The sequence below is a fragment of the Acaryochloris sp. IP29b_bin.148 genome, from assembly GCF_028285565.1.
In the GTDB taxonomy this organism is placed as follows: Bacteria; Cyanobacteriota; Cyanobacteriia; order Thermosynechococcales; family Thermosynechococcaceae; genus Acaryochloris.
Genome location: NZ_JANQOY010000013.1, coordinates 1 through 13,947 on the forward strand (window position 1 = coordinate 1; position 13,947 = coordinate 13,947).

At 48.0% G+C, this 13,947-nt stretch carries 12 protein-coding genes and 1 rRNA gene; 4 read left to right on the forward strand and 9 right to left on the reverse strand.

Translation table 11 applies throughout. From position 1 onward, the window contains the following. Window positions 1-62 (reverse strand): 16S ribosomal RNA (locus Q0986_RS01345); the annotation flags it as partial. Window positions 63-666: 604 nt separating this feature from the next. Between Q0986_RS01345 and Q0986_RS01350 the strand changes: the two genes are divergently transcribed. Beyond that, window positions 667-2,028, forward strand: a complete 1,362-nt coding sequence (locus tag Q0986_RS01350) for a DUF3370 domain-containing protein (RefSeq protein ID WP_299402586.1) — start codon at window positions 667-669, stop codon at window positions 2,026-2,028. Window positions 2,029-2,079: 51 nt separating this feature from the next. On the opposite strand, the gene galE is transcribed toward Q0986_RS01350, so the two are convergent. Genes galE through hpnH form a run of 4 tightly spaced genes read right to left on the reverse strand, consistent with a single transcriptional unit; the run spans window position 2,080 to window position 5,354 of the window. Next, window positions 2,080-3,072 (reverse strand): UDP-glucose 4-epimerase GalE, encoded by a 993-nt coding sequence (galE, locus tag Q0986_RS01355; RefSeq protein WP_299402588.1) that lies wholly within the window; start codon window positions 3,070-3,072, stop codon window positions 2,080-2,082. 9 nt (window positions 3,073-3,081) lie between these two features. Then, entirely contained in the window at window positions 3,082-4,059 is a 978-nt protein-coding gene (gene gshB / locus Q0986_RS01360; RefSeq protein WP_299402590.1) for a glutathione synthase, read from the reverse strand. An 8-nt stretch (window positions 4,060-4,067) separates the two neighbouring features. Further along, window positions 4,068-4,328, reverse strand: coding sequence for a glutaredoxin 3 (gene grxC, locus Q0986_RS01365; protein ID WP_299402593.1), 261 nt, complete (start codon window positions 4,326-4,328; stop codon window positions 4,068-4,070). Between the two features lie 12 nt (window positions 4,329-4,340). Then, on the reverse strand, window positions 4,341-5,354 hold the full coding sequence (hpnH, locus tag Q0986_RS01370) for an adenosyl-hopene transferase HpnH (RefSeq protein WP_299402596.1): 1,014 nt from the start codon (window positions 5,352-5,354) through the stop codon (window positions 4,341-4,343). 709 nt (window positions 5,355-6,063) lie between these two features. Here hpnH and Q0986_RS01375 point away from each other — a divergent pair. Together Q0986_RS01375 and Q0986_RS01380 are read left to right on the forward strand one after the other, a co-directional pair. Next, window positions 6,064-6,531, forward strand: coding sequence for a YbjN domain-containing protein (locus Q0986_RS01375; protein WP_299402598.1), 468 nt, complete (start codon window positions 6,064-6,066; stop codon window positions 6,529-6,531). A 51-nt stretch (window positions 6,532-6,582) separates the two neighbouring features. Further along, the gene (locus Q0986_RS01380; protein WP_299402601.1) at window positions 6,583-7,308 is read left to right on the forward strand and encodes a biotin/lipoate A/B protein ligase family protein; all 726 of its coding nucleotides are present in this window, start codon (window positions 6,583-6,585) and stop codon (window positions 7,306-7,308) included. Here Q0986_RS01380 and Q0986_RS01385 read toward each other — a convergent pair. Next, window positions 7,277-8,536: a site-2 protease family protein gene (locus Q0986_RS01385; protein WP_299402603.1), complete on the reverse strand. Its 1,260-nt coding sequence runs from the start codon at window positions 8,534-8,536 to the stop codon at window positions 7,277-7,279. The two genes, Q0986_RS01380 and Q0986_RS01385, sit on opposite strands and share 32 nt — an antisense overlap. A gap of 263 nt (window positions 8,537-8,799) precedes the next feature. On the opposite strand from Q0986_RS01385, the gene Q0986_RS01390 reads away from it, so the two are divergent. Beyond that, window positions 8,800-11,442 (forward strand): EAL domain-containing protein, encoded by a 2,643-nt coding sequence (locus tag Q0986_RS01390; protein WP_299402605.1) that lies wholly within the window; start codon window positions 8,800-8,802, stop codon window positions 11,440-11,442. Window positions 11,443-11,497: 55 nt separating this feature from the next. Here Q0986_RS01390 and Q0986_RS01395 read toward each other — a convergent pair whose 3' ends face one another. The 3 genes from Q0986_RS01395 to Q0986_RS01405 form a co-directional block, all read right to left on the reverse strand. Further along, a complete protein-coding gene (locus Q0986_RS01395) occupies window positions 11,498-12,019 on the reverse strand; it encodes a hypothetical protein (RefSeq protein ID WP_299402608.1) in 522 nt (173 codons plus the stop codon). Between the two features lie 210 nt (window positions 12,020-12,229). Then, window positions 12,230-13,054 (reverse strand): endonuclease VIII, encoded by an 825-nt coding sequence (gene nei, locus Q0986_RS01400; protein WP_299402610.1) that lies wholly within the window; start codon window positions 13,052-13,054, stop codon window positions 12,230-12,232. A 139-nt stretch (window positions 13,055-13,193) separates the two neighbouring features. After that, on the reverse strand, window positions 13,194-13,947 hold a 754-nt coding region (locus tag Q0986_RS01405; protein WP_299402613.1), incomplete at its 5' end, for an FG-GAP-like repeat-containing protein.

Sequence of the window (13,947 nt, forward strand, 5' to 3'; positions counted from 1 at the left end):
ACTTGCATGTGTTAAGCATACCGCCAGCGTTCATCCTGAGCCAGGATCAAACTCTCCATGTGAGAATTTGTACTGAAATTATATTAAGTTGAAGTTAACCAACAAGAAAAAAGCGAACTTTTTACTGTCAGAAACTCCGACGAGGATGATTGTCTTAAATCTTTCAAACTATTGATTTGTCTAGGTTCGGGGCGCTTTCCGGAGGCGTGCCTCTTTTCGAGCGCTTGACCAATATAACAATGCTAAATAGTCATGTCAAGCTTTTTTTTGAAAAAAGTTTTGGTGCACCTCTACGCCCTAGTCCATCAGTCCTTCGGCCGACTCCAAGCGGCCGATCTCCAGACAGCCAATCTTGGCAACTCAGAATTTGTATTTACCGCCTTTAGCTGAAGGACCTACTTTCAGCCCACTCAGTTAAGCCGATATGCGACTCAAGGCCTGTAACCGTTGATTGGTCGTTCCCTCCGGCTAAAGGCTGTGATCAGTAAAAACGGAGTATCCATACTTTTAGGCCCATCGCAGATCACCTTTGTTATTGCTTGAAATGTTGAGTTCACAGCTTTCGTCTTGGCGATGGATGGCGAAGTGTGGACCCTAAACTATTGGGGAATCGTCATCTACCAGTAAGATTTTCTTGTTTGTGCTACTTCTATTTGGTTTTTGCCTATGTTGTCCCTGATCTCTGCTCTACTCGTCGCTCAGTCCTCTGCACCGGCACAGCCCGAGATTGTTGTCCAGCCACAAGAAGTGCGAGCGCTACCCGGCCAGCTGGATTCAGTGATGGTGTTTAACAGCAATAGTCCTGAGGTGGTTCAAACGGAGGGAATCTTGCTCTCTACTTTTCCGAATACAAACAAAGCTGTCCCCTCTGCCCACCTCAATCAGCCCTTGCAGGGGCGATTCGATGTGTTTGCCCATCATATTGCCAAGGCCACAGGCCCCGATGACTTAAAAACCTTATATATGGGGGTGCTTGTGCACAATCCGGGTCAAGCGTCTGTGACGGTGAATGTACTCCAGGCAGCGAGTTACTTAAGTCAGCCTGATGCTCCGTTTATCCCCTTAGATAATTATTTACCCAATCCTCAAGGAGCTGTATATGCAGGCCCTGGAGGCCGAGCCATGGATGATGTATTACGGGGTAAACGACAAGACAGTTGGCCTGCCCAGATTGTGATTCCTGCAGGTGAAAGTCGGATGCTGTTAAATGTTCCGATTCCAGTGAAAGAATTAGACCCACCGATCAATGGCCGCTCAACGCTGGCCAGACTGAGGAGTACGGGGAAAGTTTATGCCGCGAGTCTAGCCATGTTCGCTCCCACCGATGGCAAAGGGGAGGAGCGCGCACCCACCCTGACTGAATGGGAGAAGCTACTACAGGAAGGTAAGTTATCTGGCCCCAGGGATAACACGCCAACACCACCGGGACAACCGGGAAAGCTGATCTACGGGCGAGTCGCCGGGGTTGCTAAAGGCTCTCAGTGGCGGGCTCAGATTACCGATCCTGATTCCAAGGGCTATACCCTCAAGATTCCGGAGGTGGGTCAGGCTTTTTCTTATGTCTTGAGTAGTGTGGATCGGGGCGCTTTTGGGACTGAGCAAGTTCAAAGTGCACCGATGATTGTGCGCTATCCAGATACGGCCTATGCCGCCCATGGCAACTACGGAATTCAGTACAGTTTAAATTTGCCACTCCACAATCCCACTGACCAGGCGAAAAAAGTGGCGATTACGATTCAGACACCGATTAAGAATGATCAAAGTGAGGGCAATCTTCAATTTTTTGAGCCCCCTGCCAAACAGGTCTTTTTTCGAGGGACCGTAAGAGCCCGTTATCAGGATGACCAGGGGCGTCCCCAAACTCGCTATGTACATTTTGTCCAGCATCGCGGGGAACCTGCCCAAGCCTTGGTGAATCTGGAGATTGCACCCCAAGATATTCGCCTGGTTCAGGTGGATTTTCTCTATCCCCCGGATTCCACCCCACCTCAAGTGCTAACGGTGCAGACACAAGTAGAACTTCCTTAATTCTCTCTTTCTGAAGTTTGCCAAGTCTTGTGCAGCCCCAAGAAGAGCTGCTTAGGCATGCCGCTTTTGATGCCACTGCCAAGCGTGAGTGATGATCTTTTCTAGATCGGCGTATTGCGGCTGCCAATTTAAGATTTTACGGGCCTTGGCGGCACTGCCAATAAGGATGGCAGGGTCGCCAGCGCGTCGGTAGCCTTCTACCACGGGAATGGGCAGTCCAGTCACTTTTTTGGCCATATCAATGACTTCTCGGACGGAAAATCCATCCCCATTACCTAGGTTAAAGACGCTGGTTTCGCCACCCGATAACAGATATTCCAATCCCAGGACGTGGGCTTGAGCAAGATCGGTGACATGGATATAGTCCCGAACGCAGGTCCCATCTGAAGTTTTATAGTCAGTACCAAAAATAGTAATGTTTTCTCGTTGGCCGAGGGCAGTCATTAAAACGAGGGGAATTAAATGGGTTTCCGGGTTGTGATCTTCGCCTAAACGACCTTCGGGATCAGCCCCTGCAGCATTGAAATAGCGAAACCGAACGGATCGCAATCCATACGCTTGATCAAAATCTGTGAGGATCTTCTCCACCATAAACTTAGTCATCCCATAGGGGTTAATGGGATCCTGGGGATGCGCTTCGGGAATGGGAATTTGATTGGGATTGCCATAGGAGGCACAGGTGGAGGAGAACACAAAGTTCGAGACCTTGGCCGCTAGCATCGCTTCTAGCAGCGTCAAGGTGCCTAAAACATTATTTCGGTAGTATTTAGCTGGATTTTCGACGGATTCACCAACGTAGGCATAGGCGGCAAAATGAATGACTGCAGCTATATCATGTTGGGAAAAAACTTGGTCTAGGAGGGTGCGATCGCAAATGTCACCACAAATAAACTCAACTTGCAAGACCGACTCAACAATATCGCGATGGCCATAGACTAAATTGTCCAATATCAACACAGCATAGCCTGCTTGTTGCAGCGCAAGGACAGTATGAGAACCGATGTAACCGGCGCCCCCAGTTACCAACACAGTGGGTTTATTCATTTACGTAGATTAATGTAAGAGACCTGATTTACCAGTAACTAACCAATGCATCACCTTTTCGCCTAAAGACGTCTTATCCAACCTATCAATTTCACGAATACCTGTCGGACTGGTTACATTCACTTCCGTCAAGTACCCGCCAATGATATCAATGCCCACAAACATCAAACCATCCCGCTTCAAAACTGGGGCGAGCTGATGGCAAATGGTTTGCTCGCGATCCGTGATCTGAGCTTGAGCCACTCGCCCCCCTGTCGCCATATTGCCCCGGAACTCTTGCCCTCTAGGAATTCGATTGACCGCTCCAATAGGCTCTCCATCCAGCAGAATAATCCGCTTATCTCCCTGTTGAGCCTCTGGCAAATAGATTTGCACCATCACAGGTTCTTGTCCTCGGCGCGTACTAATCTCAATCAAAGAATTCAGATTACGATCCTCAGTCTGGAGCAACAGGATGCCTTCCCCCGCTTTCCCCCCTAAGGGCTTCAGCACCGCCTTCCCTTTATCTTGGACAAACTGCAAGATAACGTTTTTATCTTGGCTCACAATCGTTTCAGGAATAGCATCCCGAAACTGAAGAGCATACATCTTTTCATTGGCCGCTCTGAGTCCCCGAGGATGATTAATCAACAAGGTTTGCTGGGAGTCCACATAATCCAACAGATAAGTGGCATACAGATAGGCCACCGTCACGGGTGGATCTTTGCGCATCCAGACCGCATCCATGCTGGCCAAGGGTCGGAACTGGGATTCTCCCAAGGCAAACCAATCCTCAGACGCCACCCACTTGCCATCCACCAACTGCACCGGCGTCAAAGACACAGGCATCAGCGTAGCCCATGCCTGACCGTCGAGAACACTGAGGTGATCAAATTGGGTGATCCATACTTCGTGACCGGCAGCTTGCGCTGCTTCCATCAAAGCAACACTGGTATCGTGTCCAGGATCCAATTCAGCAATGGGATCAATGATAAATGCTAGCTTCACGCAGGACCTTAAGCTTGCAACAGCGAGTCTAGTTTACCTTGACCCTCTAACGCATAGAGATCATCACACCCCCCAATGGGTTCATCAGCGATGAATATTTGCGGTACTGAACGCCGTCCTAAGGCCCGAACAGCCATTTCAGAGCGAGCGATCTCATCTCCGTCAATGCCATGTTCAGTGTAGTTGACATTCTTACTATCCAATAGCTGCTTGGCTTGGATACAGAAGGGGCAGGTGGCCCAGGTATAAATTTCTACTTTTGCAGTCATCGTCTCCACAACTTATCCAAATAAACCGGCAACGGCCCGACCCATATTATTGGGTTGAAGTGCATCTACAGCAGCAGTCGGCTCATAGCCGCAATGAACCATACAGTCCTGACATTTGGGATTACCACTGGCCCGTCCATAATCATCCCAATTAGTCTGATCTAGCAATTCCTGAAAGCTTTTATAGTGTCCTTCATTGAGAAGATAACAGGGTTTTTGCCATCCTAAAACACTATAACTAGGGCTGCCCCAAGGCGTACATTCGTAATCCTTTTCCCCAGTGAGAAAATCTAAGAACAAGGGATTGTGGTTAAAGTTCCATTTTTTCTGTCCGGTCTGCAACGGAGAGAGAATTTGGCGAAATAGGGCGCGAGTTTGTTCCCGTTTGAGAAAATGATCTTGATCAGGAGCCCATTCGTAGCTATACCCTGGCGAAATGGTCATGCCATCGACACCTAGAGAGGTCACAAAATCAAAGAACTGATGCATTTCTTGAGGATTCGCTCCCTCAAACACCGTGGTATTGGTATTGACGCGAAATCCTTTTGACTTCGCTGCCTTGATGGCATTGACTGCCACATCAAACACACCCTCCCGATCAACACAGTGGTCATGGTGTTCGCGCAGGCCATCTAAGTGGACCATAAAACTAAAGTAGGGAGAAGGTTTGAACTTATGTAGATTACGCTCCAGCAAAATACCATTGGTGCACAGGTAAATATATTTGCGACGCGCAATTAACCCCGCCACAATTTCATCCATCTGAGGATGGAGTAAGGGTTCACCGCCAGGAATAGAAACAACCGGAGCCCCGCATTCTTCGACTGCTGCAAAACAGTCTTCGGGGGTTAGATTCTGGCGCAGGATCTCGGGGGGATGCTGAATTTTTCCGCACCCAGTACAGGCAAGGTTACAGCGAAAAAGGGGTTCTAGCATTAGGACCAGAGGAAATCGTTTTCGACCTTTCATCCGTTGGCTAACGATGTAAGTTCCGATTTCTAATGCTTCTTTTAAACTCACTGACATGTATTCGACTCCTTACATCCACATTTGCGCAAGCGATCCTTGGCAAAAACTATAACATTTGTAAAGCCAGAGAAATGGCTCTTATTCTATAGAGCTTCTGACGTAGGCTTGCCGAATTTGCTCCATTGACGCTCCTCTCGCCAGACCTGGGATTCTTTTAGATCACGATCCAATGGGGGAACACAGCCACCCAAGCTCTCACATCAAACGTGGGTCCTCTTGACTCCGCAGCATGCTATAGCTGTGCATTCTAACAACACCCTCCGGGTGCCCGCAGGGTGACCCAAGATCAATCAAGATAGCCTCCTAAAGGAAGCCGTTGCAGGGATTTATACTGTTCAACGTCTTGCTAACTTAAACCGTTACCCATGAGATGTCTATTTACAATGGCCCGTAGGGCAATATTAAGGAACGGTATCAGTCTTCAACTTGTTTGATGCCCTCGTTTCACCCGCGCGCTGGAGCGATTGTCAGCCTTATACTTTTATCTTTTCTATAGACTTATGCACGTCTTCGAGGACTAAATATAACAACCCAGACCGCCACAAGGTTATGATTTTCTGGATGAAGTAATGCAGCCCATCGGCTCTCAGACTTGAATTCATCTAGCAATTTGGGAAAATCCTTGTTTTCTGTATCGCTTTATAACCTGTAGCTAAACTACTACTTTCGCCAATTGCCCACTCTGCAAACCTGATGTGATTTGTTTATGATGAGCTATAAAACTGAGACAGCCCCTGAAATGTCGAACGAAGACGAAACTCTGAACTACACAGATGTTATTGAAACGGTTATCTCTAGCCTGGATCAGCACAACAAAGTTTTGGTAAATGCTTCAGAAGATGGATATATCTGGAAGTTCCAATACGGCTCGGTGGATGTCTACATTCAGTTGACAGGCATCTCGGAAGACGACACCTTTACGGTTTGGTCTCCTGTCTTACAGCTGCCAGTACAGAACGAAACACATCTGATGCGTAAGCTGCTGGAGTTGAATTGGTTGAGTACGTTTGAAGCACATTTCAGTATGTTCAACCAGCAAGTTGTGGCCGTCACGAGTCGATCCGTTGCCGATTTGTCCCCAGGTGAAATCTCTCACTTGATCACGTTGGTGGCGACGATCGCAGATGATCATGATGAAGAATTGCAGGCAGAATTTCCCGCAGTAACTGCTTAGCCATTGAACTGGCGACTGATCCCACCTCTCAAGGCGTCTGGGGCCGTACAAATGGCCATCGATCGGTGGCTGTTTGACCAGTGTGATCGAGGGTTGATGCCCCCCACGCTGCGCTTTTATACCTGGCGCCCCACTGCGATTTCCCTAGGCAGAAATCAGCGACATTGGCCGCCTCATTGGCAACATCTCACATGGCAGGGCCATGCCATTGATGTGGTCAGACGTCCAACAGGCGGTCGGGCGGTGTTGCATGAAGGGGACCTGACCTATGCGATCGCACTCTCCCATCCCCACCGCAACCGTCGCCAAGCCTATGAGGATCTCTGTCAATTCTTAATCCAGGGTTGGCAAACCCTAGGGGTCAGCCTGAACTTTGGCGACGCCCACCGGAACTACACCCACAAAGCCAATTGCTTCGCCACTGCCACTACTGCCGACTTAATCCTCGATAGTGGATACAAACTGATTGGCAGTGCCCAGGCTTGGCAAGGACAAACTGTCTTGCAACATGGATCGATGCGGTTAAATCCCAACCCAGCATTAGTCCAACAGGTCTTTGGGCCAACTGCATCGCGTCAAGGTACAGACCCAATGCTTAAGCAGCTACCAGAGCAAACAATTATCACAGCCTTGATGGAAGCAGCCCAGACTTGCTTTGGCGCCACGTTCACCTGTGCCCCCCTCTCTCCAATTGAGCTAGAGGCCATTGATCACGTCAAGTTGGCACCCATCGCTAATCAGGCCATTAATGCGAACTTGTTTCTGGGGTCGGTTTAGACACTATCATATCCGCCATCACGGAACGCGCAATCGCTGGCAGTTGAAGTGAAGTGGGATAGCTGCCTTCTTCCTTAATACGGCGAATATCGTCTTCAGAAATGGGAAGATTGAGCTTTTTCGCCAAGGCTTTCACCGTATCCCCACGATCAATAATGCCCGCCACTGCATCCGCAGGCGATAACACGGTAATGAGCGGCAACCGCTCTGTCTCTAACCGCTCAATCACCTCTGTAATTGGGGTATCTTGGCGAACCGTGGGAATTTGCTGCAGGGACCGCACCACGGCTTGCACAGGCTGCACATCCCATTGACTCCGCTCAATCGTATTCAAGCCATCGAGATCCACCAGTCCTCGATATCGGCCCTCAGAAGCCGCAAAGTACGCCGATCGGCGCATCGTATCCAGCAGATAGTCATCGGCAAATTGACGCAGAGATTCTTCTGCCTTCACGACTCGAAAATCACGGGTCATCGCATCCTGGGCTTGCAACTGGATCAGGGCTTCTTGCAGTTGGGTATAGCGTTCATAGGTGTAGGCATTGCGCAGCCCAAACCAACCCAGCATCGTAATCCACAAGCCGCTAATTTGTCCTAACAAAAAGGCCAAGGCCAAGCCCACCGTGACGGCAATCCACCCTAAGGCTTGCCCTACCCGAGCCGCCCATCGCACCCCCTGCAACCGATTCCCCGTCACCTTCCAAACCAAGGCTTTGAGGATCTGCCCCCCATCCAGCGGCAATCCAGGGATCAAATTGAACAGCGCCAAGACCAGATTCACTTCTCCCAAGCTCTGCAACAACACTTGTGCCGGAGAATTCGCCGCAGCAAAGACAGCGATTAAACGGAGGAAGAAGAATAGGCTAATACTAACGGCGGGGCCAGCGATCGCAACTTGAAACGCATGCTCTGGTGTCTTGGCTTCTTCATCAATGGAGGCAATACCGCCAAACAGAAATAAGGTGATGGAATTTACCTTTATCCCTTGCGATCGCGCCACCAAGCTATGACCTAGTTCATGAATCAAGACCGACGCAAAGAGCAGTAAGGCCATTACAAAACCCACAACCCAGGCCGTTCCGATCAACCAACCGGGATAAAGCTGCTGCCACGAGACCCCGTTTGCGAAGGTCACCAAAGCCAAAATCAATAACCATGATGAGTCGATATAGAGGGGAATATCAAAAATAGTCCCAACCTGCCAATTTGCCTTTGAACCTTGCTGCATAACGGTTATCTCAATGAAACCTTACTTTCTATGGTAGTGCCCGCGTTCCTGTGATGAGTGTAGAGCCGATGGCGTAAATTCCACACTCTCTTCAAAATTGTTTAGCAATAGCGCTAAGACTTGACACATTCAGCGTCTCCCCCATGCCTGAGATCAATCCAACCTCAGCATGGGAACACTAATAGGAAGCAACACTAGGGCATTGAACCTTATCCACTGCGGTATCTGCAGGTTCCAGGCTCAAAAGAGAAACAACATTTCTTATGCTGCACTCCCAAAATTTTCCCGAAGAGGAATACACCATAGCCTCTAGCCGTAAGGCCAAGAATGTCTTCACCATCGACAGAGAGCTCAAAGCTCTTGCTCATCTCAATCAGCACTATCACATTCTCGCCATTGAACACGAGGGTAATCAACAACTGATTTCGTTGGAAGATGCCACCTACACTATTGGCCGCCACAAGGCCAATGCCGTTGTTTTAGACAACCCAACCGTTTCCCGAACCCATGCATTTTTGCTGCGAATTTGTGACGTCAGCACCAAACAATCTGCTTTTCGGATCATCGATGGCGATCTCAACGGTAAGCGCAGCCATAACGGTTTGTGGATCAACGGCAAACGGTGCTTTGCTCACGATTTGCAGGATCAAGACATTATTTCCTTAGGCGAGAACGTTCATGTCACCTATATTTCTACGTCTAACCTCACTGATCCCAGAATCCTGGACGAATCGGATATTCTCGCATTACCCAGTCCCCTACCCAAAACCACTTTAAGGACTGAATCCACTCTGTTTCATAAAGCAACACTTGAGACCGTACAAGACTCACAGGCTCACCTCGTCCAGAAGCACCCAGGCGACGTAGCCGCGATACGTTTAGCTTCTTTCCCAGAATTAACCCCTTTACCCATCATTGAGACCAATCTTGACGGTCAAATCACCTATATCAATCCAGCGGCTGCCACCCACTTTCCTGAACTCAAAACGGTCAGCCATCATCCCCTGACAGACGGTTTATACCAAACCCTACTTGCAGAACAATCAGAGCATGTGATTCGGGAAATTACCATTGGCAACGCTATTTATGAGCAGGCCATTTACTGCATCCTCCAAAGTGGTTTGATCCGCAGTTACCTGATCGATATCAGTCAATATCGCCAAACTGAGCAGCAATTAAGGCTCAGCGAAGCTCGGTATGCAGCAGCTGCCAAAGGCGCCAACGATGGTTTATGGGATTGGGATCTGAAAACTCATACTATTTATTTTTCTGATCGCTGGAAAAATATGTTGGGTTACACCAACTCAGACATTGGCGACAGCCCTGACGAATGGTTTAACCGCATTCATCCCTATGACAAAGATCGAGTCACAGCAGATCTATCCGCCCACTTACGCGGAGAAATCCCTCAATTCGAATGTGAATATAGAATTCTCCATAAAAGTGGAGACTATCTGTGGTTTAGATGTCGTGGGCTTGCCCTTCGGAATGATCAAAACCAGCCTTTTCGGGTCGCAGGTTCGCAAACTGATGTTACCGCCTATTACTCTACTCGTGCCCAGTTGGAATACAAAGCGCTGCACGATGAAATGACTCAGTTGCCAAATCGCGTCCTGTTTATGGAGCGTTTAGCCCATACCTTTAAGATGGCTAACCACCAGCAGATGTTTGCTGTATTGTTTCTGGACTTAGATCGATTCAAACTGATCAACGATAGCTTGGGCCATGCCGTTGGCGATCAGCTATTAATCGCAGTTGCTCAACGACTCAAAGGCTGTCTGCACGAGCAGGACACAACGGCCCGCTTTGGCGGTGATGAATTTGCGATTCTCCTCAATACTATTGAGGACCTAGATGACGCCATCCAGGTTGCTCAGAACATCCTGAGTACACTCAAAACGACTCTGTTTATAGAAGACCACGAGATTTACACCAGCGCCAGTATCGGTATTGCTATCTCTGGCCCAGACTATCACTCTCCAGACGAACTGTTACAGGGTGCGGATACAGCGATGTATCGTGCCAAAAAGCAGGGAAAAAACTGCTATGAGGTGTTCTCGACAGGCATGCGTGCCCAAGTCCATACTCAATTACAACTGGAGACCGATCTGCAACGGGCGATCAGTAATAATGAGCTGTACTTGGTCTACCAGCCGATTGTGGATTTAGCGACAGAAAAGACCACTGGTTTTGAAGCACTTTTGCGATGGCACCATCCTGAACGAGGATTGATCCCCCCTTCAGAATTTATTCCTGTGGCAGAAGATGCTGGTCTCATGGTTGCGATCGATTGGTGGGTCTTAACAGAAGCTTGTCGGCAAATGGCTCAGTGGCTCACCACCTATCCCCATGCCTCGCGTCTGACTATAAACGTCAATATTTCGGCTCATCAGTTCTTGCAGCCTACTTTTTGCGAAAAAGTTATGGCGATTATCCATGAAACAGGAATGCAGGCCCACCATCTCAAGCTAGAAATTACGGAAGGCGTCATTCTAAGTAATGCACCCAATATTGCTGAACAGCTGAACAATTTAAAGAAGTTGGGCATTCAGTTAGCCATTGATGACTTTGGTACTGGATATTCCTCTCTCAGTTATCTGTATGCCTTTCCCCTTGATGTCTTAAAGGTGGACTATTCTTTTGTCGCCAGAATGGATCAAGAGGATGGTTTAGCGATTGTCCGTACTATCGTGAATCTGGGCCAGAATCTAAATATGAAAGTGGTAGCAGAAGGCGTTGAGACTAAAGTCCAACAAGAATATCTGCGAGAAATGGGATGTGAATATGCTCAAGGCTATTTATTTTCTCGCCCCCTTAAAACAGATTCAGTGGAAACCATCTTGACGAAGCAGCACCCGCCTCATCCTTCGGTGATCACTGCTTCAACTGCTGCTGCATCTCTTTAAATAACTTCTTCCAGTTGGAATTTAAGATTTCTAAGACTATGCATCTGTCAGACTCTCAGTCTGAAGTTAGAGGAAGCCCCTTGATAATCTCCGCAACCAGTTTGCTAATCTCAGCGGAGTAATGGGATAAATGCCACTGCACCATCACATAGATAAATCCCACAAAGAATGGCAGAAATGGCATCAAAAAAATGCCTCCCTCCCTAGATGCAAAAAACAGGAAACCTAACACGAAAGCCAAGCTATATAACAGGCCAAAAATGTCTCGACGGCTCAACTGAATCAATAACTGCACCACCAGTTGTTCTCCTCTATTATCCAGGATCCCCCGTGTGCGAAAACAAAACTGGCGGTGGGCCTTTGGGCCATGCAAGACAAAGTGTTTGCCGTGCATATGTCCCCAATAATGTCGCGAGCATCGCCAAAAACTACCACGCAAAAAAATATCATCCACGAATGCTTCTTCTAACCGTTGAGAGGCTTGATTCATGGGTATGGAAATAGTCAGCATGATCTGCCGATGCGGAATTAATTGACGAAAAAAAGATAGTTTGAATGGATCTGGTTGGTTTTGCATTTTTAACCCTCTGCACGCATTGCGCTACAAATAAGGCTCTTTTGCAATTTTCTGTAATTCCTGGTTCGCAGGATTTGAGCAGGGTCACAACGCCCCTTTGTACTCGATCACACCTGTCGATCGAGTCTGAATTCCCAGATGATGCAAGATTCAATCCAACTATTTGAGCGCCCCTTCCTCGCTGCGATAGTTACTAGCGGACGGGGAGGCTCATTCTTCCTGGCATTGGGGACAGTAGTAGTACCGACGCCCACCTTGAGCCGCTTTGACAATCGGGGTAGCACAGACCCAACAGAGCTGCCCCGCTCTAGCGAACACCCAATGTCGATATACGCGACGGGTAAACCCTTGTGATTTCAATTTGGCGGCCCAGGCAATATCGTTGGTGATGCCTCCCGTTTCATAGGACTGTCTGGGTAAAGCCAAAGCAGCTTCTGCTAGTTTCTCCAACTGCTCAGAGGTGCAGTCCATAGGTCTTAAAGAGGGATGCACTCTAGCTACAAACAGGATTTCACTTCTCAGGTAATTTCCCAATCCAGCTAGGAAATGCTGATCTAAGAGTAAGGTCGTAAGGCGGCGACGGCGAAAGCGGCGGCAACTCAGTCTCTCTTGCACCTGATCGACAGTCGTCTTAGAACTGAGAACATCTGGTCCAATCCGACTTAGAAAAGGATGGACCTGAATCCCCGCCGCATCCAAGACATCAATATCAGATGCGCTGTAAAGGAGAGCAGATTTGCGATCGCAATGCAAAGCTAGCCGCAATTGTCGCTTGGTTTGGGGATAATTATAGGCTTTCCGAATCATCCATTTGCCATAGAGCTGATGATTATGACTATAGATGCTAAGACCACAGTCAAAATGCATCAGCAGACCTTTACCCCGAGTTTCCACCTGTTGAATTTGACTGGCACCTAATTGAGCTTCGTGCTTTTTTAGGTGGGGAAAGGCAAACCAGACTTCTTGTAAGGGTTGGTAGACAATTGCGCTTGCAATATGATCCGCAGCACGCTTAATTTCAGGTCCTTCAGGCATAGAATCAGTAATTGGCTGAGCAACAATCTCTAGTAAGAAAATGAAGAGAACTGTTGAGCCTACAGAAAAACACCTGGAGCAATTTTGAACCTATCCTTTAATGCTCGGACCATAGACTTATAAATTCCTCAAATACACCTTACACAAGCATAATATGAGTATTTACATCAAAACCCACCTGATTAGTAAAAATAGCCAAAGTATCCTGATATTCTCCCCCCACAAACAACTCTCCTGTTATTGCATTGAAGGTAATCTCATTGACACCCATTATTCCAAATGCCGATTGGGAAATTTGCAACATATCGCCTTCTGAGGCATTGAAATCCTTAATATGGTTAATCCCCTCTGTAGCCGCATTCACCTCAAAGACGAATGTATCTGCATCAACTCCACCAACGAGAATATCGTTGCCCGCACCTCCTACAAGACGATCATTACCTAAGCCGCCAATGAGTTGATCGTCCACGTCTTTAGATAACGATACATTGACTTGAGCATCACCAAAACCGACCAAATCGGCCTGGCCATCACCATTGATATCTGCTACCTCACGAGGATTATTATCAAAACTGGAAAATCCATTTTGGATCGTAAATCCTTGATGAACTGTGGTTGCAGTGCCAAAGGTGCCATCACTTTGCCCTAGGGCCACAGCAACTGTATGGTGCCCAAAGCCAATAATATCTGCCCGACCATCACCATTCACATCTGCTACTTGTACAGGGAAACGGTCGTTGCTGGTCCAGCCTCCCTTGACGACAGTAAATTCATCGGTCGCTGTGAAACCACGTCCAAAAGTACCATCACTCTGTCCCAGAGCAACAGCAACTGTATAGTGCCCAAAGCCAATAATATCTGCCCGACCATCACCATTCACATCTGCTAATTGT

What these genes read in the sequence shown, in the direction of transcription:
- nei (WP_299402610.1), bottom strand. Translation starts at nt 13,054, where the DNA reads ATGCCTGAAGGACCTGAAATTAAGCGTGCTGCGGATCATATTGCAAGC.
- Q0986_RS01375 (WP_299402598.1), top strand. Translation starts at nt 6,064, where the DNA reads ATGATGAGCTATAAAACTGAGACAGCCCCTGAAATGTCGAACGAAGAC.
- Q0986_RS01380 (WP_299402601.1), top strand. Translation starts at nt 6,583, where the DNA reads ATGGCCATCGATCGGTGGCTGTTTGACCAGTGTGATCGAGGGTTGATG.
- Q0986_RS01390 (WP_299402605.1), top strand. Translation starts at nt 8,800, where the DNA reads ATGCTGCACTCCCAAAATTTTCCCGAAGAGGAATACACCATAGCCTCT.
- galE (WP_299402588.1), bottom strand. Translation starts at nt 3,072, where the DNA reads ATGAATAAACCCACTGTGTTGGTAACTGGGGGCGCCGGTTACATCGGT.
- Q0986_RS01350 (WP_299402586.1), top strand. Translation starts at nt 667, where the DNA reads ATGTTGTCCCTGATCTCTGCTCTACTCGTCGCTCAGTCCTCTGCACCG.
- grxC (WP_299402593.1), bottom strand. Translation starts at nt 4,328, where the DNA reads ATGACTGCAAAAGTAGAAATTTATACCTGGGCCACCTGCCCCTTCTGT.
- Q0986_RS01395 (WP_299402608.1), bottom strand. Translation starts at nt 12,019, where the DNA reads ATGCAAAACCAACCAGATCCATTCAAACTATCTTTTTTTCGTCAATTA.
- hpnH (WP_299402596.1), bottom strand. Translation starts at nt 5,354, where the DNA reads ATGTCAGTGAGTTTAAAAGAAGCATTAGAAATCGGAACTTACATCGTT.
- Q0986_RS01385 (WP_299402603.1), bottom strand. Translation starts at nt 8,536, where the DNA reads ATGCAGCAAGGTTCAAAGGCAAATTGGCAGGTTGGGACTATTTTTGAT.